The sequence below is a fragment of the Nostoc sp. JL33 genome, assembly GCF_017114985.1.
Classification (GTDB): Bacteria; Cyanobacteriota; Cyanobacteriia; order Cyanobacteriales; family Nostocaceae; genus Nostoc.
The window spans coordinates 30,587-53,248 of sequence record NZ_JABXKP010000049.1 but is presented as its reverse complement, the minus strand read 5'-3'; the positions used below and the strand labels follow the sequence as shown (position 1 = coordinate 53,248).

Below are 22,662 nucleotides of genomic sequence, written 5' to 3'. Positions count from 1 at the left end.
ATCATTTGCTCTGCCCTTGGTAATGTGTCAGCGATCGCCAGGGTTTACAATAAAATTGTACTAGTGTGAAGCGATCGCTTCAGAATGCTTATGCTAATCCAGTTTCGGTTTCATCCTGAGAAAGCCGTTGAAGCCGCAGCAGTACTCTTAAAGCTGCATGGTAAGCCTATGAAGTATTTAAGCTTACTTAAGATGCTTTACATAGCTGACCGTGTTGCATTGAAACGCATGGAACAACCGATTACTGGTGATCATTATGTGTCGATGGATTACGGCCCTGTACTTAGCGGCGTTTATGACTTAATCAAGGGGAAGCCGGTTGATGATGCCTTACCTCTCTGGTCTAAATTCATTTCTCCTCGTGATGAAAATCATGTTTCCTTATTGCATGATCCAGGAGACGAAGACCTTTGTGAAGAGGAAGAGGAAATCATTCAGCAGGTTTATGAAACTTTTGGGCATCTTGACCCTTTTGAAGTTGCTGAGTGGACTCATGACCTTCCAGAGTGGAAAAACCCTCATGGCTCTGCCATTCCGATTTCGGTAGAGGATATCCTCAAAAATGTGGGCAAGAGTGACGAGGAAATCGAGGAAATTCAGCAAGAAGCTATTCGAGAAGCATATCTAGATGGGGTTTTGAATGGTTAGCATCACCATTAATTTGGGAGATGCGTTTTTGCTGGATACGCCTCCCAACAATGAACACCTCTACATCGCAATTGCACAAACTTCTGAAAGCAACTATCTATTCGTCAATGTCACTACCCGCAGACCCAATTCTGAAACTTCCTGTGTTCTCCTACCAGGTTCAGGTACACCAAGCTTTATAGTCCATGAGTCGGTAATAGCTTATCAGTTTGCTCGTGAGATGGATGCTACTCAACTAGCTGGTTTGATTACCATTGGTAGCCCTATTCCGAAAGGGACTTGTTCGATGGCTGTTATTACACAGATTCAGCAAGGTGGTTTAGTCTCCAAGCGGTTGAAGAAGAGGTATAAAACTGCTCTGAAAGCTTTCTTGGGAATACCGTAATATCTCATAGTTCGCAGTCATATATAGAGAGCGCGTAGTGCTGGGAAACTGAAATAAGATTAATTATATTTTTGACTTTACCTGAAAAATAAGTAAGTATTAACGCTAGTGATACTGAAACAAAGTGATTATAGTGATACTCAAACGCAATGAAACGTTCAAATCGCCTTGCTTGGATAGGAGCGATCGCACTAGGTGCGATCGTTTTACTGAGTTTGTTTGCGGCTCCCAATAATACTAAAATTAACACTGGCTCTACCTATAATCGCGCCTCCGATGGCTATGGTGCTTGGTATGCTTTTATGCAACAGCAGGGAATTTCTATCAAACGCTGGCAAAAGCCTTTTAGTGACATTCAGCCAGATAACAACCCTGTTACCTTGCTACAGGTAAGCGGATATCCAAGGCAGACGACGCTGGATAGTCAAGAGCGTGAATGGGTAGAAAAAGGAAATACTTTGGTAATTTTGGGTGCGGGGGCGCGGGTTACAGAAGCGGAGTTTAGCACCATGCAAAAATCTCCCCAAGGTGATATTAAAATTGATACACGTAGACGATATAAAAAAGCTAACCAAAAGCAAGTTGATTTAGGCGATCGCTTTGGTGCTGTTGTCTGGGAAGAAAATTACAAAAAAGGAAAGGTGATTTTTTCTACAACTCCTTATTTAGCCGCCAACGCCTACCAAGATTATTTAAGTAATTTCAAGTATCTAGCCAGTTTAGTAACTGAAAAAGGTAACACAGTATTTGTCGATGAATACATCCACGGCTATAAAGATGCCGATGTCAGGAAGAAAGAAAGCGAAGGAGATTTATCTAGTTTTTTTGCTAAAACTCCTTTATTTCCAATATTACTGCAAGTAGGTATCCTGCTATTGCTGCTAATTTGGGCGCAGAATCGCCGTTTTGGCAAGCCAGTAGCTTTAAATACAGCAGTTGTAGATAATAGCGAGGCATACATCCAAGCTTTAGCGGGAGTGTTGCAGAAAGCTGATACCGCCGACTTTGTTGTTGAGATGGTGGGTAAACAAGAACAACTACAACTCCAAAAAGCCTTGGGATTAGGGCAAATACTTTTAGAACGTGAAGCCTTGATCAATTTTTGGATAGAAAAAACAGGCGCAAGTGCAGCAGAACTAGATGCAGTTTTAAAGCTACAATCTCGCAAACAACCCATCAGTGAACGAGAACTGTTAAGCTGGTTGGGGAAATGGAGAAACATTAGGGAAATTCATAATTCATAATTCATAATTCATAATTCAAAATTAATTTTTGGAATTATGCATAATATTTGTGCGTTGGTTATTTAAGGACTTCTAAATAAAAAAAATATCCCAAAACCGACGCAAAAATCCTCTCTATTTCTCCTCTCTCTGTGTTCTCTGCGTCTCTGTGGTAGCCTGCGGCAAGCCGCTCCGCGTCTACGTTTATTTGGAAATCCCTTATCAATAAAAAAATATGAGCGAAACCCATCCTATCTTAATTCGCCTTGCTCAAGGTCTTAATCAAGTAGTTGTCGGACAATCTAGCCTAATACAACAAGTCTTAGTAGCGCTGCTAGCGGGTGGACACGTAATTTTGGAAGGAGTACCGGGAACTGGTAAAACCCTACTAGTAAAAGTGTTGGCGCAGTTAATCCAAGGGGAGTTTCGCCGGATTCAACTAACACCAGATGTTTTACCTTCAGATATTACTGGTACAAATATTTTTGACTTGAATAGCCGCAATTTCACTTTGAAAAAAGGGCCAATATTTACCGAAGTGCTGCTAGCAGACGAAATCAACCGTACTCCTCCCAAGACACAAGCGGCGCTACTAGAAGCGATGGAAGAGATGCAGGTAACGCTAGATGGTGAAAGTTTGCCATTACCAGATTTATTTTGGGTAATTGCAACCCAAAATCCTCTGGAATTTGAGGGGACTTATCCCTTACCAGAAGCACAGTTAGACAGATTTTTATTTAAGCTGGTGGTAGATTACCCCGATCAAGCTGCCGAAAAGCAAATGTTGCTCAATCGTCAGGCGGGTTTTGCAGCACGGCGTTTAGATATTAGCCGTTTGAAACCAATCGCAACAGTAGCGGACATTTTGCAAGCACGACAAGCAGTCAAAGAAGTTAAAGTATCAGAAGCGATCGTTGATTATTTGTTGGCGTTGGTGAGAACATCGCGTCAATATCCCGATTTAACTTTGGGTGCATCGCCTCGCGCCGCCGGTGCTTGGTTGCAGACATCTCAAGCCCTAGCGTGGTTAGGTGGAAGGGATTTTGTAACACCAGATCATGTTAAAGCAGTTGCATCGCCACTGCTACGTCATCGTCTCATTTTGAAACCAGAAGCGATGCTGGATGGTTTACAAATGGATGCGGTAATTGCGTCGGTAATTAATCAAGTACCAGTTCCCAGGTGAAAAAATTCCTACGGCTATATGGGCATTTGGGAAGTAGCCGCAAAAGTAAGCTTAAACTAACTGCCTCCAGAAGTTATAAAGTATGTGTAGATCAAACAGTCAGTATGTTGAGAAAAAATCTGTATGACAAGCCCCCAAGAAACCCTAACTAGTAACGAATCCATTAATGAGCTAATCGCCGAGAGGGCAAGCATCAACCATGTGGAGGTAATTGAAAATGTCATCGACTCTCTGGAACAAGATGACAGTGCGATGGTTAGCCACACTCCAGAGAATGGTTATCTCTGGAAATTTAAGTACGGAAGTGTGCAAGTATTTGTCCAACTCAACGGGACAAGCGATGAAAACACTATAACGGTTTGGTCTGCGGTGCTAAATTTACCTGCCAAAGATGAACCTAAGCTGATGCGTTATCTGTTGGAGTTGAACTGCTCCAGTACTTTTGAAGCGCGTTTTGGTATTATTGAAAACCGCGTGGTTGTGATATCAACACGCACCTTAGCGGAGTTATCTCCTGGCGAAGTGTCTCGGCTGATTACCGTTGTGGCAACGATCGCTGATAATAACGATGAAGCTTTACAAACTGAATTTGGTGCGACTTAAGGAATTTTGGATTTTGGACTTTCCTGCGGAACGCTACGCGAACGGCTACGCTCAGTCGAACGATTTTGAATTTTGGACTTTCCTGCGGAACGCTACGCGAACGGCTACGCTCAGTCGAACGATTTTAGATTCGGCTTTTGCTGCATCGGATGCATAGCAATCAGGTTTGGCGACTAATTCCTTTGCTAGAAGCAGACGGCAATGTGCAGATGGCGATTGACCACTGGTTACTAGAACAGCACCAGTCTGGAAAGCATCCGCCAACTCTGCGGTTTTATACCTGGTCGCCACCTGCCATTTCTCTCGGCTATCATCAACGCCAATACCCTGAATATTGGCAACATTTAACTTGGCTTGGGCAAAAACTGGATTTAGTGCGGCGTCCTAGCGGTGGACGGGCGGTGCTACACCAAGGTGATTTAACTTACGCTGTAATCACATCTGGGCTGACGGGTAGTCGCCTCCAGGTGTACGAAAAAATTTGTGAGTTTTTGATTCAAGGGTGGCGATCGCTTGGCGTAGAATTAGATTACGGTACGGCTGGGCGAGGTTACATCCACAACCCTAACTGTTTTGGCACAGCAACTAGTGCAGATTTAGTTTTGCCAGATGGTGCCAAACTCATTGGTAGCGCTCAACTGCGACGTGGTGGGGTAATTTTGCAACATGGTTCAATCCGTTTGCAACCCGATGCTGAACTGTTCAAGCAAGTATTTGGTGCAGAATCTTTTACGAATGTACAACTACCCCAAAACCTGAGTATTGAAAAGATTATTGCAGCTTTGGTTGTCGCAGCTAGTAATTGTTTTGATATCCAGATAGAGGTAAAACCCCTCTCCTCATCTGAGTGGAAGGAAATTTTGACGAAACCGATTTCGGAGGCTGGTTCTCAGTCCATTTGATGGGATAGAAATAGAACAGAATTTCAGCGCGAAAATCTTAAGTAATTAGGGCAGTATCATCTTTCAAATATCCTGCGGCGACAAAACCATCAATTACTTGCAAAACAAACGGCCAAAGTTCCGGCGCACCCGTTTCTACAGGTGCTAATCGTTTCATCACCTGGTCACGTCTAATGCTATGAATATGCAAAGTTCCACCCCCATTTTGCTGATTTTGCAACAAAGGTTGTATACGGTCTAGGGCTACGGCAAACTTGGCGGTGGGTGTTTCTCCTGCTTCAAACTCATCCCAAAGTAAACGCAACTCCCTACCTTGATCTGCTGGCAAAAGGCCGAATAAGCGCAACGCTGCTTGTGCTTCTCGTTCTGCCTTACTCTCATTACCCTGCACATCGTAACAGAAGGTGTCACCTGCATCAATTTCTACCAAATCGTGAATTAGCAGCATTTTGATCGCATGGAATATATCAACACCCTCTGGGGCATATTCTGCTAATGCGATCGCCATCACTGCTAAATGCCAAGAGTGTTCCGCACTATTTTCCCGGCGTGACCCATCAGTGAGTAGGGTTTGGCGCATCACTTGCTTCAATCGATCAATCTCAATGATGAACTGAATTTGTTGAGTCAGGCGATTGATTTGCACCTAGATTTCTGATTGTGGGTGGGGTTGACTGGATTTCTAACTGTAGGTGATTATCTCAATAATTCTGGCGAATCTGCAAGAACTTTTTTCTGCATACCAATTAAAAAGCGCCTGGGAGTGTTGCCGTGTTTCCACCCCAGACGCTTTTTATTTTTAACTTGCTCCTCACACAAATAAATAGTATCACTGCTTCTATCAAAAGGTGGGTATAGTGAGTGACACTTTCAAAACTGCACCGCCAATTTAAGCAATTTCTGGTACAAACACGTTGATAGGCGCATACATTTGTCATTGGTGTCAACTTAACGTAAAAGCCATGTCCCGCAAGGAACTTTAGTTCCTTGCTAATAGCTCAAGTCATCTTCATATGACTGAAATATACCCAATAATCTTTAGTCTACTTCAGTAGACTTTAGCTAAAAGCCAAAGAACTTTAGTTCCAGGCGGGTAAGTCAAGCCTTCAGTTAAGCTACTTTTTGCTTAAGTTGACCAAATAATTATTAATTCATAAGTAAGTCGGTGAGAATAAATCAAACTAGATTAAGTAATGTAAAAAATCTTGAGATTAGTTCGTAGTGAGGACTTTAGTCCTCAAATGATGGCTGAAGCCCTCACTACAAACCTTGAATTATTCACACCGCTCTACTTAATTCATAATTCATAAATTTTATGGCTTGGGAGCCAACAATGAAATTTTTGAATGAGCGTGGTCTACAATCGGTGGTGGGTTCAGAGCCAACTTTTGATAGCGTAGCGTCTCGTAGAGAGCGTCTTGCAATTATGAATTAGTAATTATTAATTATGAATTAGATTGACACCGATGTACATTTGTACGCTCCTACAGCCGATTTTTTTATTGCCAAAATTTTTGTAACTAGTATGGCAAGGAATCCAATTTCTCTGTGCAAATTAAAAAATGCCTGGGAGTGTTGCCGTGTTTCCACCCCAGACATTTCTTATTCTCAACTTGCTCCTCACACACAAATAAACAATATCACTACTTCTATCAAAGGGCAAGTAAATTCTGTGACACTTTCAAAACTGTACAAGCAATCCAATTTCTGACAAATTAAAAAGCGCTTGGGAGTGTTGCCGTGTTTCCACCCCAGGCGCTTTTAATTTTTAACTTGCTCCTCACACACGACTAAAACATATCACTACTTCTATCAGAAAGCAAGTAAATTATGTGACACTTTCTAAACTGCACACCTCACGGTCAATAATTTAGTGTAAAAAATGACGTACACCAGTTAAGACCATAACTAAACCGAGTTCGTTAGCAGCAATGATAGAATCTTTATCGCGCAAACTTCCCCCTGGTTGGACAATGGCTGTAATTCCTGCTGCTGCGGCTGTTTTCACAGAATCATCGAAGGGGAAGAATCCATCGCTGGCGAGAGTTGCGCCTTTGGCTTTATCTCCAGCTTGTTCTAGGGCAATTTTAACTGAGCCGACGCGGTTCATTTGACCAGCACCTACTCCTAGTGTAGTGCGATCGCTCGTCACAACAATCGCATTAGATTTAACATGTTTGCAAACTTTCCAAGCAAACAGCAATTCGGCTAATTCGTCGGGTGTGGGTTGACCGCTGACTATTTGCCATTGACTGCTATCAGCAATCACGTCATCGCTAGCTTGGACAAGAAAACCACCTGCGATCGCTTTCACTGTATCTTTAGGGCCACTGCTCAAATCTGGTAGAGTCAAAACCCGCACGTTGGATTTTTTGGCTAGAATTTCTTGAGCTTCTGGATCACAACTTGGTGCAACCACACATTCTAAAAATGTTTTAGTTAACTCGCTAGCTGTAGCCGCATCAATTGGGCGGTTGAGTGCGACAATTCCACCAAAGGCAGAAGTAGAGTCAGCATTGAAAGCTTTTTGATACGCTTCGGAAATACTGCTTCCCAATGCCGTACCACAGGGATTTGTATGTTTGATAATCGTTGCTGCTGGCGTATCAGTGAATTCAGCAATAATTCGGCGTGCGGCTTCTAAATCAACTAAGTTATTGTAACTAAGTTCTTTGCCTTGTAGTTTTGTCGCGGCTGTCCATCCCGTTGGCGTAGTACCAGTTTGATACCAGATGGCGGGTTGATGGGGGTTCTCGCCGTAACGCAGAGATTGCAATTGTGTACCGCTAAGGGTGTACTGTTGTGTTCCTGCAAGGTAAGATGCGATCGCTTGATCATAGCTAGCAGTATGTGAAAATCCTTTTAATGCCGCCTTTTGGCGAAACTCTAGGGATGCTTCGCCGTTATTTTGGCGCAATTCTTGTAAATACTCGTCATACTGTGCTGGATCGCATAATACAGCCAGATGGGCGAAGTTTTTCGATGATGCCCTTAACATAGCAGGGCCACCGATATCAATTTGTTCAACCGCTTCTAATAATGTCACCCCTGGTTTAGCGATCGTTTCCTCGAAAGGATATAGATTCACCACTACTAAATCAATCGCGCGAATTTGGTTATTTTCTAAATCTGTAATATCTTCGGGAACATCTCGCCGCGCCAAAATCCCGCCATGAATTCGGGGATGTAGGGTTTTGACTCGACCACCTAAAATTTCTGGTGAACCTGTATAATCTGCAACCTTCGTAACAGGGAGTCCCGCATCTTTGAGGGCTTGGGCTGTTCCCCCACTGCTGATTAAATCAAAGTCGAATTCTTCAACCAAGCTACGGGCTAGGTCAATTATACCAGTTTTATTAGATACACTCAGCAGGGCTAGACGCGCCATTGATCAATTCCTTAAAAGTAGGCTAGAAGCGAAGGATCTCAAGTTTTGCATAAGCCTTGGTTTACTTCAAGACCATGAGGAATAATAGCGTTAATTATCATCTAGCCATCACTTTTATCAATTAAGACTGCTACAGATGGCAGGCATTCTGCCAGTGCGACATCTATTCCTCCTCTTCTTCTTGCTCTTCCATAATATCTAATTGACTCTTATAATTAATATATTCTTCATGATATTCGCGTTGTTCTAGTAGCTTGTCTACTCCATCAATATTGATTTTTTGTAAAATCTCTCTTGCCGCTTTCATAGCTTTTTTATTCATTGTCAGAGTTTTTTTAGTTGTTGATAGTTCTAATAATCCTTCTGCCTCTAAAGCATTAATTATCTCAAAATTAAATCCATTCCAACAGTCAACGCCAGTAAAATTTTCTTTAGAGTTTTCACGACTATTGTTAAGGTACTCATTATGTTGACCTCCACTTGAAAGGTATATAATCATTAAATATAAAGGTTTCATAACTGCGTAATGCTCCATAAAAATCCTTAAATTTTCTTGTTGGACTTCAAATTCATCTGCAAGATTACAAGCTTTACGATAGGCTTCTTCTTGATTCTTGTAAAACCAAGTAGTTTTTATTAAGTCTGGTTCTTTAGTACACTCTGCTAGAAAATTTTTGCCAAAAATATCTGATTCTGGAAGTTCAAAAACAGTAATTTTCCAATCTTTTCTGTTTTTACTAAAGATTTCTTTTTTATTTGTCAGCAATCTTTGTGTTTCTGCTTGCTCTTTAGCTTTATTTTCTAACAACAGTTGTTCGCGTTCTGCTTGTTCTCTAGCCTGTTTAATTTCATAAGCATCATCACAAATATTTAGCTTCTTATTAACCTCTTCCCAGAATTCACTATCTTTTGCATATAGACCTTTTTGAGTCAAGCTATCAATAAATTCTTGACCACAGAGTTGAATAGCATTTTTTTTCAATGCTGGTAAGTTAGTAAATGCTTCAAAATTATTTTTATCCATTTTTGCTTTTTAGAAAAAATTAAAATTTACATTAGTTCTGCTTGTAAATTTATACTCATTAATTTTCCCCTTAACTTTTCAAAGATACACATTATCATGTAAAAAATTATTTGTGTAAAAAATCTTAAAAAAAGTATTAGAAACGTAAAACATATTTATCTTGACAGATTAGACACATTTAAGATATTAAAAATACAGAGTCCATTTGCTGAGACTGTAAAGTTCAGACAGATGAAGCAGTCGTAATACTGAAAATTACAAAGGAAATAATTATGCCTTCACAAGGTACTGGCGCTAACGTTGACCCGCGATCGCTTAAGCCGTCTATTGACCTCGCTACAGTCATAGAGCTACTTGCTCAAGCTATTTCTCCTAGCAGTAATCAGGCAAATCCCAACCGGCTGAATCCCAAAGAGATGCAGCTGTTTGAATTTGATGACAAACAAAATAAACGTCTGAGAATATGTACTTCAGCCGTTATGTATCGGCTATTTTTCACACAACAATTTCAAAAAGCTTTTAATCCTGCTCAAGGCGGTGGGTTTATTCAAAACTTATCGATGCCAGCAAATGGGAATAGGTCACGCGTTGGTGGCTGTTTGAGTGATGGCAATGCTACAAAGTTACCGAGTACGATAGACAGATTAATGACTGCTATTGATCAAGCACTGAATACTGCTGTGCCTTCCGATGGCTTATTATCAACATTGCTGTTAGATGACGCTGAGAAGCAACTCGAACAACTTGGCAAAAAAGTAGGTACGTCTTTCCGAAATATGCCCAATACTGCCAACCTCGTACCCATAGCATTTCAAGCTGGAGATACTAAGGCTAACAAGTCGGTGGCGACAGTTATTTCTGCACGCGAACGAGTTGAAAATACTGATTATTTTGAGCAAATGTGCAGTGCTGCCGCAAAATATTTAGAAAACGAACTTGGCAACGATGAAGATGAAGTTAATTCATCGATCGCAACTTTGAAAGAAGAAAAAAATCGATACGATAGCCAAATCCAGCGTTTTTTAAATTTCATAGACGACGAAGCATTGTCACGAGTCCGATTGACAATTAGCTTTCGGATTATGGAAACGATCGCAGACGATGCTCGATCGAGTAACGACGCAGATTACCAACTTTTAGTAGAGTATGTCAATCGAATACGCATTTTAGTTGAATCTGCTAAAGAAGAAGACTATACGTTTGATTTAACGGCTCATTTCGGTAGCGCAGCTGAGTTCGACTTGGCCGATGAACTTAGCAAAGCAACCTTTTATTATTGTCTAGCTGTTTGGCCTGAGTGGACAACTCAAATTTTTGAGAAAAAGACTGAAAATCAAGTTGAGCGTGAAGTCAGCTATCGTTTTCGAGTCAATGGAGACAACCCAGAATTAGGCAAACCTGCTTTTGAAGTACGAATTGAGAAAATTAAAAAATATTTACTCAGTGACGATCAATCTTCCTTACAAAAACCTTGGGAACTTTGTCGTCGTTTAGCTCAACTCATCTTTTTGGCAGTCGTCATTCCTAAACAGGATGAAGTCTCGCTAACTAAAGAATCACTAACCGATGTGGTGAATCAACTCCGAACAAATTTTCAATCGCAGGGTAAGGAAGCTATTAGCCAGACTTTAGACGAATTACAGGAACGCTCCCAGTCAATGAAATCTATTGCTAAGGCTTTGACGAAAGTACTGCGCGACAAGAGCCAAAAAGTCATACTTCAAGCTCAGGATCGCTCCTCAGAACAATTCATCTGTGTTAAAAGCAGTATCATTAATTGGGATCGGCTAGAAGGTGCAACACCAGACGTAAGAAAGTTGCTTGTAGAGCGACAAGAAAATTCCAGCGAACAGGTTGAATGGTTTAAACATATTGAAATTTGTGAGCAACCAGCAACATCAGGACTTCTATTTTCAGTTAAGGTTACTGCCGAGCTTTCGGAATACGACTTAATAACTAAAGGCACACGTAGTCAAATACGGGCAAAGCGTTTATTGCCACAGAAACTCCTCCAAGTTTGTTGGGTTCCTCGTTCTTGGCAAAAGGGACAAGATGGTAAATTGACTTATGAGCTTTCTAACAATGCTTCTCAAGCAGAAACAGAATGGTTATTACCAGCCGCCATCATAGTGGAATACGATGTTGAAACAGTAAAGCGGCGAGCCAATACAAGAGGCTCTGAGGAAAATAAGCAGTATCATGCAGCCGCAGTTACCGCCTTTGCTGTACTAGTTTACTGCTGTTTGTGGAAACTCATTACACGATTGCAAAAACGTGGTCAGAAGGAAAAATCGGTTGATTTTACAACCTTAATGCTGCGACTGCAAGAAACAGGAAAAGAACTAGATGATGAAGATAAGGACAAGAGCGGCGATGCTTATATTTATGCAGCTGCCCAAACCTTGGAAGCCATACTAGGTGAAGATACCCCTATCCGAATGCAGGGACTTATTCTAGAAAATCTGGCGAACCAACCTAAAAAGACACAAGAATTTATTAAATCTGGTACTTTTAATGCATTGTTGAGTGCATTCCAACTTTGCATCAGTAGGCGATATATCCATTCAGCGCCCAAGATTGGTTTAATTTCCTACGCCAGCCGTCCCTGTAACGAAGGGAATTCTCTAAATGATGCTGAAAAGGCTTATCTTTTTCTCACTCAAAGTTATATTGCTACAGCTGTTAGTGAACCGTTCATAGGTTATGAACTCAAGAGAGAACAGATGCAGTCTGATGTGCTTGATTCTCAAGAACAACTGAAAACGCAACGCTCAGTCAAAGAAGAAATTCGTCACCTCAGAGCTAAAGGATGTCAGCACATTATTTTATTAGCTCATGCTTATGGCGATCGCCGCATTAATCGAGCCGCAACTTACAATTCTTCTTTAATACCTACAGAATTTTTAGAAGAAGTCTTTCAAACTTTTCCTGATATCAACATTTACCCAATGGTGCGGGATGTATTTCCTGCTACACGCTTGCGCGATCGCGGATACAATGAAGCAGCATTTGAAATTTTGCAAGCTGGAGATTATTCAGATTTTCAGCGCTCCGTTAGGGCCGACTACTTTCGTGATTTAATTCCGGTTTATACTTTTGCCACACTTTATGCTATTCAACCAGAAGAGCGCCTACAATCTGGTTTCTGCATCTATTTTCTATTATCGGATGCAAAAGTTAGCGATATCAACTGGACTGAACGCGCTCGTCTGCATTTGATAAATCCAGAAGGGAAGTCTCCTATTCATGACTGCTTACTAGATGTGCTGCGGGGCTTGCATTTTCTCGAAGCTGAACGAGGTGTGCAAAAAGGTCAGCTGATCCCAGTACTAGACCCATTTAGTTGGATAGCGCCTACTACAGTTGAAGGGGCTGGCGAAGTGAAAGTTCTCCACACCCGCCGCAAAGGACAGGTATTCCTTAATTATCGCGCTGTACTTACCCACGTTTCTCAAGTTCTGCACAGGAAGTAATGGAATCATCCCTTCTACAACAAGCCTCTATTTGGGGGCAGGTATTTGAAATTGCTGTTAAACGCGGTGTTTTACAACAGTTGATTCACAGAAACTTACTGTTGAACGATCATCCTGTTCTCCAGCCTTGGCAATCTCACAAAAATGCAGATGTCTCCCAGCAACTAGTGAAAGCATTCAAAATAACAGATCCCAATAACAAAGAATGGGTGGAAACAATGCTGCGTCATCTGCTGGTACTCGGCTATGGTTTAGGTTGGACAGCAATGCGTGAGTGTCTCAACCACAGTCAAATTAGACAACCTAAACTAGAAGCAATTTGGTGTCCGTTGACATTGCCAGGACAGCAAATGCAACGGGATGAAGAAAAAGAAGAGACAGCAAAAGCATTTCAAGAAGCTTTCAACCTACCAGGAAAACCAGACGAGAACTTAGTCAAGCGTGGACAACCAGCCAGAGCCGATTTTATTTTATGGCTGTCCAACGAATTTAGCCCTTCCAAAGATGAGAAAACTGCCTCCTCTCAGCCACAAAATCCAAAACACAAAAAAATTGAGAATTTAATTATCTGCCTGGAATTTTCGTATAACGCACCCCTCAAATTTGCAGATTTTCAAAAAGAAGCTCCTCATAGAGAAGAAATTAGTCGCTATGCCCGTTACATTGAATCACGAGGGGTTTTCTCTAGAGTTTGTGCAGAGGTCGAGGGTGAAGATTTTTCACTCTCTAAAAGGTTGGAAAACTTTCTTTCAGCATTTAGTGGTCAAGATAAACCATTATTTAAGCTCTGTCAGGCATCATCATATACCGATCGCCTGATTCATCTGTTGCGCGTGCATAAGCGATTAGAAGGAAGTTGTAACGCTAGAGCGATCGCTGTCACATCCAATGGTATTGAAAGTCTTGCTGCTCAATTCTGGGGGGTGGAACCAGAACCAGATACTAGAGCCAAGTTAATGCAATCATTGGGACAAGCATATCGCCAGGCTAAACATTCAGAGGATGATGTGCCACTCGATCTAGATGCAGAAATTCGTTTGGTGTTCAGAAAGTTAGTGCGATCGCTACCGTCTGCTTTTAAAGAACAAGCACAACATCTAGCTGAAAACCCAACTCTAGGTCAATACTCTCACTTTCTCTTTCAGGAGAATGTGACGGACTTCTACAACCCAATGGGTGAAATTAGCAAGGCTGAGGCGATCGCATCTATTGAAGACAACGACGCATTACTTGAGTTCTTTGGAGGCAACCCTGTTGCACGAATTGCCGATTGTGTCAATGAAATGAATCCCGATAAGGCAACAATTCCTCTGCGACAAGTACACGAGGCAGCAGTATTTGCTGGTATAAGTGCTGCTCAAGTCGGTAAAATTAACGTACTAGCTTTGGAAGGGAATCCAGGTATTGGTAAAACAACTGCTGTGATGAAATTTCTCAAGCAGCAGACTCAAGGTTTCTTATTTTTGTATCTCAGTCCGCGAGTTGTCATTAATCGAGATGTCACCGACAAACTTGCTAGAGACAACAATCGTCCCACTGGGATATTAACCATCACCAGCAATAAAAATTTGATTGTTGCAGCTCCCGAATGGTATACAAAACAGGTTCAGGAAAACAATTTTCCATCTCGCTGTATCGACAGTGCCGTTGTTGTCGATGGTATTGAAAAACTCACACTTCCTGATAGCAATATCTTCTTTCTCAATCCAGAACAAGAACATGACATTGATTGCAATATAGTCGGCTCGACTCGATTTAAACGCCGTCTTAACGAAAGGGATTACAGCGTAGAATCTCTTTACAGTCCTGGTGTATTGGGTACCATAGCAAAGTCAGCCCGAAAATTGCTCGAAGCCAATCCCAAGGTTAATCAACTGGTGATGACTGCTGCTATCCAAGGTTACCGGACGCTTAACGATCAATCAACCACAGTTAATGCCTTCAATAATTTGTTTGCAAAAAAAGCTGATACTAAGCCGGGAAAAAAGGAACGTTCAGCATTTGCAGCGCGGATTCCCACTATAGTTGTCATGGTAGATGAACTCGCTGGTGATGGTGCAGGTGCGCCCTTTGTCCGTAAGTTAGCAGAATGGTTGGAACAGCAATTTATTAAACCGTTTGATACAAATCAATCTCCGTTTAAAATTGTCCTGATTCTGGCTGATGCCTCACTCAGCAATGAAGTTGTGTTGGATAGCTTTTTGAACTCAGGCAATCGCGCTCCTGATAAAATTCTAATAAGTCAAAGTCGAGGTGAAGCAGCGTTTCGGGTAACAGGGACTTGTACAAAAATTGGCCCCAAAAAACACCCAACGCTACACGTCATGACAAATAGCTATCCCGCCAGTAAACTCAGTATTGACTACAGTATTAGGCTGTCACCCATTAAACCAGGTCAAAACAGTGACGGCACAGAGCAGACAATTAGACAAGCAATTCGAGAAAAATCAGAAGAGGAATCGCTAACAAATGCCTACTTAGAAATCAAGGCTGGGTTACAACAGGGAGCAGAACAGTTAATTTTCTTTGCTCAGGATAAAGCTTTTCTACGTCAGTTGCAGGAAAAATTAACCACTGGTAAAGAAGCTCTGGTAAACAGAGAACAGGTGGAGGTTTTGGATCAAAGTGTATCACCCGATCGGCGATTGAAATTAGTCAAGCCGCCACGACGAGATGAAGTCCGAGTTTTTCTCATGACTTCTTCAGGCGCAAGAGGTGTTTCTTTCCCGAAAACAGATTGGATTATAGCTGCAATTCCCCGATTTAATATTGAAGCTGCTTTAATGGAAGTCGCGCAATTAATTTACCGGGGTAGAGGAATGTATACAGATCCAGAAACCGGAATGGAAGTTTCTGGAGATAACAAAGCAAGACGCTTAGTTATGCTAATCAATGATTTCATCATTGAAAGAGAAGATATTGACCCCAAAAGACTATGGCTGCGTCAGTCCAGCGATTTATTGACTTTGCTGGTAATGTTGCGCTCTACAATTCACACCCGCATCAAAGGTGATGCAGGACTTAATAAAAACCGAATTGCATTTGTCCCCGTTGGCTCTGTCGGCGATGAGGAATTGCTGCGTTTAATGTCTGATGATGTCTTAGATTTCTTGCGTGAAGCCAAAATTTTCATCAGCGATAGTCATCCTCAAGAAGCCAAAGCAATTGTGAAAAAAGCCGAGCAGTTAACTGCAAACATCTTTAAACATTTTGACTTGAGAGGTCAATCATTAGAAAAAAATGCCAAATCCTATGCAAATTATCAAACTTTACAAGCTTTGGTCAAAACTGTTTCTAGGATTTCGAGTCGATTATTACCATCTTTAGATAATGACGAGCTAAAGATACCGGATAATCTAACTTGTATCGGCCCTTTCTGGATCGAAGATTGGAGCGATCGCCAAACTGAAGAAATATTTAGCTTTGAAGCATGGAAAGCTGATGTTAAACAAAATAGCACTCGTCTTTTAGGATCGCTAAAAGAAATTGCCGAAAGCAAGAAGTTCAAATTTCCCTCAAAACTCAAACGTCCTGCCAACGAACTGTATAAACTATTGAGTCGAGAACAAGAGGGATTTGTTATTGAATCTTCCACGCGTCAAACATTAAAAACTAAAAACATAGTTATTGGCTTACCTCTAGACTATCCCCATTTCTGGAATGAACAATCAGAAGATGATACTCGCCAACAGGTATTAGAAGATCCGCAAGCTTGGAGAAGTGCGCTAGGACGTTCTCTAACTCCTCAAGGGTTAATCATACCTGTAGTACCTCACTATCGCACATTTCCTTGGATAGCTGTGGCAGGTAGACGGATTTTTACACAATTAGAAACAGTTTTTAGCGATCGCTACTTTATGGCATCCAGTGAATTGAATCTTCTGAACACCATCCTGCTTGAAGATGAAGCAGATAACATTAATGTACGCTTAGGAATTACTTAGCGCAAAGTCGAATTCTTCAACCAAGCTACGGGCTAGGTCAATTATACCAGTTTTGTTAGATACACTCAGCAGGGCTAGACGCGCCATTGATCAATTCCTTAAAAGTAGGCTAGAAGCGAAGGATCTCAAGTTTTACATAAGCCTTGGTTCACTTCAAGACCTTTAGAAATCATTCTGAGATCCGGTAGTGGCATGGAGACAAAAGCATCTGGAGAAGTTCTCCGTAACTCCTTTGACATTGAACAGTTTGGGCAAGCAAGGATAACAGCCGATGGAAGAGAAAATATTGTGGAGATGATACTTGGGGGTGTTTGAATTGGAAAAGATGGGAAAAACTATGTTATTGATAATTAGATCGGCAATTGGTATTCTGTTATGCAACTATTCACTGTTGGTCACTCCAATCACAGCATTCAAGCTTTTATCGAGCTTTTGTAAAACCATGATATAACTGCTCTGGCGGATGTGCGATCGCATCCCTATAGTTATTACTTACCCCATTTTAACCCTCTAGGGTGACATGAAAGTATGCCGAAACGTCAACATTCGGCGAATTTTTGTCTGCTCAAACAGCACTAGCTGCAACTTGAGAACTTAATTTACTCAAAAAATCGATTCAGGTACGAAAAAGTTATGGCAAATATCATTGGAACCAGCGCGAGTGATATCCTATTGGGCACTAACAGCGCCGATACGATTAATGGTAACGATACTCCTATCTCAGCTTTCAATGAGGACAACGATACTCTGACTGGTGGCGGTGGCAAAGATAAATTTGTCTACAGCTTAAACTATTACTACTCTAGTAGCAACATCGATACTATTACTGATTTCGGTGGCGTAGGTAAAAGCGTAACTCCCTCAGCAGCAGTCATCGCCGAAGTAGATACCATCCAATTCCAAGACTATTCTTTGACTGCCAAAAATCTGCTGTTTACTCAGAACGGCAGCAATCTGGAAATAACCTTTGAACCGGAAACCATTTATGAAAATGTGGGCCCTGCAAAAGTCATCCTTCAAAACTTCAAATTAGAAAACCTGAATAATCTGCCAGCAACTTCTTCACGACCTGCTATTGGCAATATCCTGTTTTATGGACAAACCAGCATCACCCACAGTTTTGATGTGTTTAATGCCAACTCCATTCAAACTAACCTGTTCAACAAGAACACTGTTACCTTCCTCAATGACCTTGACAACAACATTATAGGTTTAGACAACTCAGATGATGTGGTGAATGGTCAAGGGGGTAATGACAAAATCGATGGCAAGAGTGGTAACGACCTGCTGCGCGGTGGTACGGGCAATGATACTCTCATTGGTGGTCAAGGGAATGATAGTCTTAACGGTGGTGAAGGGAATGATACTCTCTACGGTAGTGAAGGGAATGACTCCCTCTACGGTGGTATTGGTAGGGATCTGTTGTCGGGTGATGCCGGCAATGACACCCTTTTTGGTGGTAGAGAAAATGACACCCTTCTTGGTGGTACTGGTGACGATCGCTTGATTGTTGGTTCTTCAAATTTTGATTCTTTAGGAGGCAATCAGCAGCTCTCTGGAGACGATGGCAACGATACTCTCTCTGCCTCAGGCGACGAAATCCGCAACTATTCCTCCTTTGGTAACAACACCCTCAACGGTGGCGCTGGTGAGGATTACTTAATTGTTAACTTTTCAAAAGGCAATAACCTGCTGAATGGTGGTGACGGCAATGATACCTTCTCCCATGACGACAGTGACAAAGATACGATAGATGGAGGAAAAGGTGACGATTTGTTCTCCTATGACACCACTCACATTCCCTACTATGTTACCGGGGGAATCACTTCGACTTTTAATCCTACTACTAACATTGGCTCAATTACGCTAGGCACGAAGCGGGTTACCTACAAAAATATCGAACGATTAGAGATCACAGGTACATCCTCCAATGACTTGATTGTGGGGAGCAACGGCAATGATACGCTTGGGGGATTGGCTAGTGGCAATGATACGATAGATGGGGGCAAAGGTGACGATTTGTTGATCATCGATCAGCGGATTAGTAGCGGGAAAATTACTTCGACTTTCAATCCTACTACTAATACTGGCTCAATTACGGCAGGCAGCGATCGCCTTAGCTATAAGAATATAGAGCGATTATATATCACAGGTACACAGTCCGATGACAATATCGTGGGGAACAATGGCAATGATACGCTCGATCCGGGCGGCAGTGGCAATGATACGATAGATGGGGGCAAAGGTGACGATTTGTTGTCCTATAGCTATAACTCCCCTAGCGCAGGAATCACTTCAAGTTTTGATGCTACCACTAATACTGGCTTAATTACGGCGGGCACGAGAGTAGTTAGCTACAAGAATATCGAGCGATTATATATCAGAGATACACAGTACGATGACAATATCGTGGGGAACAATGGCAATGATACGCTTTTTGGTGGATATGGTGGTAATGATACCATAGATGGGGGCAAAGGTGACGATTTGTTGTCCTATGCCAGCAATAGTAGCGAGGGAATCACTTCAAGTTTCGATGCTACCACTAATACTGGCTTAATTACGGCAGGCAGCAATCGGGTTAGCTACAAGAATATCGAACGATTAGAAATCACAGGTACAGAGTCCGATGACAATATTGTGGGGAGCAATGGCAACGATACGATAATAGGAAACTATACTTTCTATGTCGGGCACTTTGGAGATGAGAGCGTTGAGGTTATTCGTGGCAATGACACAATAGATGGGGGCAAAGGTGACGATTTGTTAATCGTTCATGATAGCGGTGATAGCGAGGGGAAGGGAATCACTTCGATTTTCAATGCGACCACTAACCAAGGATCAATTACTGCTGGCACAAAGGGGGTTAGCTACAAGAATATCGAACGATTAGATATCATTGGTACACAGTACGATGACAATATTCTGGGGAGCAATGGGAATGATACCCTCAAGGGTGATTTTGGCAATGATATCCTCACAGGTGGCAAAGGTAATGATACCCTCTATGGAGAATCTGGTACTGATACCTTTGCTTTCAATAGTTTCAAGGAAGGCATTGATAGAGTGTATGACTTCAACGCGACTAATGAACTGATTCGGGTATCGGTTGCTGGTTTTGGTGGGGGATTATCACCAGGTTCACTTAAGACAAGTCAGTTTATAATTGGAGCATCTGCAACCACTAGCACTCAGCGATTTATTTACAATAATGTTACAGGTGCATTGTTCTTTGACCAAGATGGCAGTGCAAGTGCTTTTACTCAGGTACAATTTGCACAACTTTCGAGTGGGTTGTCACTAACCAAAAACAATTTTGTGGTTGTTTAATCGTGATTAGCCCTCTATCACTCTAAGCAGAGAAAATCGGAAATGGTCGGATTGCGAGGTATCTAAAATAGCAACTCGCATCCGATTTTTCAATGCAATTAAAGTAGAATTTTAGGAGTAAACCTCTGCCTTTACAAGTTATCACCGTTCCCACAGCAACTTCTCAACCCCCCGCAGGCTTAATTGTCACTTTGCACGGTTGGGGCGCTAATGCTGAAGATGTAGCATCTTTGTTACCCTTGCTCAACTTACCTGATTACCAGTTTGTATTACCCAATGCACCTTTTCCTTATCCCTATTCGCCTGTAGGGAGGGCATGGTATGACCTGCGGGTGGAGAATATGTATCAAGGATTGGCAGAAAGTCGGCAACTGCTAATAGATTTTTTGAAATCTTTAGAAAGTACCACTGGCGTACCTTTGTCACGCACCATTTTAAGCGGATTTTCTCAAGGCGGGGCAATGACTTTAGATGTCGGCTCAAAATTGCCCCTAGCAGGTTTAGTTGTCATGAGTGGGTATTTACATCCTGACGCAATAACAGCAGGTAAAAGCGGGATTGGGCCGACTTTAATCACCCACGGGAGATATGATGAAGTTGTACCACTGCAAGCTGCTTTGAAGGCACGAGAAACTCTCAAGTCTCTAGGGGTGGCGGTAGAATACCACGAATTTGATATGGGGCATGAAATACATCAACAAACGTTAGAGGTGCTACGAAATTTCGTTGTAAATACAATTGCCTAGTCAGCATTACGAATTTTTTATAAATTCTGGTACAAATTCTGACAATTTTCACGAAATTAATGACTTCTAATGAGTAATATATATTGGGTGGCTGCGAAAGAGCGCAACTTAACCCAGGCTGAAGGCGAGTGCTGCATAAGGGAGGGGCGAGCATTATGACAACTCTAAGCATTTCCAAAAAAGAAATTGCTGCCATGACTGCGGCAGAAGTAGAAGAACTAGCTACACGTCTGGAACTGGATAATTATAGCAATGCTTTTGAGGGTTTAAATGATTGGCATCTATTGCGAGCGATCGCATTTCAGCGTCCAGAGTTAGTTGAACCCTATATCTACCTCTTAGACTTGGAACCCTATGATGAAGCCTAACAATTTTGGATTTTAGATTTTAGATTTTAGATTGGGGTCAACTGGCTAAAATCGAAGATTATCAGGGTTAATGTATCACCTGGTTGCTCCGAGACTTATTATGCCATTAGCACTTAATCCCAAATCCCAAATCCCAAATCCCAAATTGAACAGGGTTCTAATTGGTGTAGGTGGCGGTATCGCCGCCTACAAAATCTGTGCATTGGTTTCGACGCTGTTTAAAACTGGGGTAGAGGTTCGAGTCATCCTCACCCGTTCGGCGCAAGAATTTATCACGCCTCTGACAATAGCCACCCTATCTCGTCATCGTGCCTACACAGATGATGATTTTTGGCAAGCAACTCATTCTCGTCCGTTACACATTGAGTTGGGTGAATGGGCAGATGTGATCGTAATTGCTCCTTTGACAGCTAATACATTAGCAAAGTTAGCCTACGGGATGGCGGATAATTTACTCACAAATACCGTGCTAGCTTCTACTTGTCCTGTGCTGTTAGCACCCGCAATGAATACGGATATGTGGGAACAGCGATCAGTGCAGCGAAATTGGCAACAGCTATTGACAGATAGCCGATATCATGGAATGAGTACAGCATCAGGTTTATTAGCGTGCGATCGCATCGGTGCTGGTAGATTAGCAGAACCTCCAGAAATTTTGGCTCACATCCAATCGCTGTTACACACTCAAGGTAAACGAGATTTAGTCGGTAAACGAGTGTTAATTAGTGCTGGGGGAACGCGAGAGTTTCTTGACCCAGTAAGGTTTATTGGTAATCCTTCCACAGGTAAAATGGGATTAGCGCTATCTCAAGCGGCACTTCACCGAGGAGCAAACGTTACCCTAGTACATGGCCCAGCTAATTGGGATGTACCATTAGGAGTGCAAGCAATTCCTGTGATTAGTGCCCAGCAAATGCAGAACGTCATGCTGGAATATTTACCCAACGCTGATCTAATTGTCATGTCAGCAGCCGTGGCAGATGTGAAGCCACGAGATTATAGTACAGAGAAATTACCCAAGCGATCGCTCCCCCAAGCTTTACCCCTGGAACCTGTACCGGATATAGTCGCCCAATTAGCACAACTCAAACAGCCGCATCAGATATTAATTGGTTTTGCAGCACAAAGTGGCGATATTATCAAGCCAGCATTAGAAAAATTACAGAATAAAAAATTGGATATGATTGTTGCTAATCCCATCGATCAACCTGATAGTGGTTTTGGGAGTGATAATAATCAAGCGATATTTTTAGATAGGCAAGGAAATCAGGTAGCGATCGCACCTTGTTCTAAATTAGAAATGGCGCATCAATTATTTGATTTTGTTCTATTTTGAGCAAGTTCTCTAGTCCCTAGTTCTCCAGTCCTTAGTACCGCGCCAAGACACAAAAATTTTTCTTTGCGTCTTGTTGGTGTATTGACATTCTAAATTACATCATTTA

The 22,662-nt window shown here is 41.9% G+C and carries 16 protein-coding genes and 1 pseudogene; 14 read left to right on the top strand and 3 right to left on the bottom strand.

Features of this window, described 5'->3' with window-relative positions:
- Positions 1 to 90: 90 nt before the first annotated feature.
- The 7 genes from HWQ23_RS12855 to HWQ23_RS12825 all read left to right on the top strand — a co-directional run bounded on the left by HWQ23_RS12855 (position 91) and on the right by HWQ23_RS12825 (position 4,947).
- A complete protein-coding gene (locus HWQ23_RS12855; RefSeq protein WP_292828736.1) occupies positions 91 to 648 on the top strand; it encodes a Panacea domain-containing protein in 558 nt (185 codons plus the stop codon).
- On the top strand, positions 641 to 1,033 hold the full coding sequence (locus HWQ23_RS12850) for a hypothetical protein (protein WP_292828733.1): 393 nt from the start codon (positions 641 to 643) through the stop codon (positions 1,031 to 1,033). Before HWQ23_RS12855 ends, HWQ23_RS12850 begins: the two co-directional genes overlap by 8 nt.
- A gap of 149 nt (positions 1,034 to 1,182) precedes the next feature.
- Positions 1,183 to 2,277 carry a DUF4350 domain-containing protein gene (locus HWQ23_RS12845; protein WP_292828730.1) on the top strand — a complete coding sequence of 365 codons (1,095 nt, stop codon included), beginning with the start codon at positions 1,183 to 1,185 and terminating at the stop codon, positions 2,275 to 2,277.
- Between the two features lie 214 nt (positions 2,278 to 2,491).
- Positions 2,492 to 3,442 (top strand): AAA family ATPase, encoded by a 951-nt coding sequence (locus HWQ23_RS12840; protein ID WP_292828727.1) that lies wholly within the window; start codon positions 2,492 to 2,494, stop codon positions 3,440 to 3,442.
- Positions 3,443 to 3,565: 123 nt separating this feature from the next.
- Positions 3,566 to 4,045 carry a YbjN domain-containing protein gene (locus HWQ23_RS12835; RefSeq protein WP_292828724.1) on the top strand — a complete coding sequence of 160 codons (480 nt, stop codon included), beginning with the start codon at positions 3,566 to 3,568 and terminating at the stop codon, positions 4,043 to 4,045.
- Positions 4,011 to 4,202, top strand: coding sequence for a hypothetical protein (locus tag HWQ23_RS12830; protein ID WP_292828721.1), 192 nt, complete (start codon positions 4,011 to 4,013; stop codon positions 4,200 to 4,202). The genes HWQ23_RS12835 and HWQ23_RS12830 overlap by 35 nt, the downstream gene beginning before the upstream one ends.
- Complete coding sequence (locus tag HWQ23_RS12825) at positions 4,195 to 4,947, top strand: lipoate--protein ligase family protein (RefSeq protein ID WP_292829040.1); 753 nt, start codon at positions 4,195 to 4,197, stop codon at positions 4,945 to 4,947. Before HWQ23_RS12830 ends, HWQ23_RS12825 begins: the two co-directional genes overlap by 8 nt.
- Positions 4,948 to 4,984: 37 nt before the next feature.
- Here the strand turns inward: HWQ23_RS12825 and HWQ23_RS12820 are convergent, their stop codons facing one another.
- The 3 genes from HWQ23_RS12820 to HWQ23_RS12810 all read right to left on the bottom strand — a co-directional run bounded on the left by HWQ23_RS12820 (position 4,985) and on the right by HWQ23_RS12810 (position 9,359).
- Positions 4,985 to 5,593, bottom strand: a complete 609-nt coding sequence (locus tag HWQ23_RS12820; RefSeq protein WP_292828718.1) for an HD domain-containing protein — start codon at positions 5,591 to 5,593, stop codon at positions 4,985 to 4,987.
- 1,224 nt (positions 5,594 to 6,817) lie between these two features.
- On the bottom strand, positions 6,818 to 8,335 hold the full coding sequence (gene purH, locus HWQ23_RS12815; RefSeq protein WP_292828715.1) for a bifunctional phosphoribosylaminoimidazolecarboxamide formyltransferase/IMP cyclohydrolase: 1,518 nt from the start codon (positions 8,333 to 8,335) through the stop codon (positions 6,818 to 6,820).
- Positions 8,336 to 8,498: 163 nt separating this feature from the next.
- Entirely contained in the window at positions 8,499 to 9,359 is an 861-nt protein-coding gene (locus HWQ23_RS12810; RefSeq protein ID WP_292828712.1) for a hypothetical protein, read from the bottom strand.
- A gap of 272 nt (positions 9,360 to 9,631) precedes the next feature.
- Here HWQ23_RS12810 and HWQ23_RS12805 point away from each other — a divergent pair, with 272 nt between their 5' ends.
- From HWQ23_RS12805 to coaBC, 7 genes and pseudogenes are all read left to right on the top strand, one after another.
- The gene (locus tag HWQ23_RS12805) at positions 9,632 to 12,832 is read left to right on the top strand and encodes a hypothetical protein (RefSeq protein WP_292828709.1); all 3,201 of its coding nucleotides are present in this window, start codon (positions 9,632 to 9,634) and stop codon (positions 12,830 to 12,832) included.
- Positions 12,832 to 16,776 (top strand): helicase-related protein, encoded by a 3,945-nt coding sequence (locus HWQ23_RS12800; protein ID WP_292828706.1) that lies wholly within the window; start codon positions 12,832 to 12,834, stop codon positions 16,774 to 16,776. The genes HWQ23_RS12805 and HWQ23_RS12800 overlap by 1 nt, the downstream gene beginning before the upstream one ends.
- A gap of 192 nt (positions 16,777 to 16,968) precedes the next feature.
- Positions 16,969 to 17,091: a hypothetical protein gene (locus tag HWQ23_RS12795; protein ID WP_292828703.1), complete on the top strand. Its 123-nt coding sequence runs from the start codon at positions 16,969 to 16,971 to the stop codon at positions 17,089 to 17,091.
- A gap of 318 nt (positions 17,092 to 17,409) precedes the next feature.
- Positions 17,410 to 20,106: pseudogene (locus HWQ23_RS12790) on the top strand (hypothetical protein); the annotation flags it as partial.
- Between the two features lie 140 nt (positions 20,107 to 20,246).
- Positions 20,247 to 20,852, top strand: a complete 606-nt coding sequence (locus HWQ23_RS12785; protein ID WP_375466453.1) for an alpha/beta hydrolase — start codon at positions 20,247 to 20,249, stop codon at positions 20,850 to 20,852.
- Between the two features lie 155 nt (positions 20,853 to 21,007).
- Positions 21,008 to 21,220, top strand: a complete 213-nt coding sequence (isiD, locus tag HWQ23_RS12780; protein WP_190877921.1) for a protein IsiD — start codon at positions 21,008 to 21,010, stop codon at positions 21,218 to 21,220.
- Positions 21,221 to 21,320: 100 nt separating this feature from the next.
- Positions 21,321 to 22,556: a bifunctional phosphopantothenoylcysteine decarboxylase/phosphopantothenate--cysteine ligase CoaBC gene (gene coaBC, locus HWQ23_RS12775; protein ID WP_292828693.1), complete on the top strand. Its 1,236-nt coding sequence runs from the start codon at positions 21,321 to 21,323 to the stop codon at positions 22,554 to 22,556.
- Positions 22,557 to 22,662: the final 106 nt, after the last annotated feature.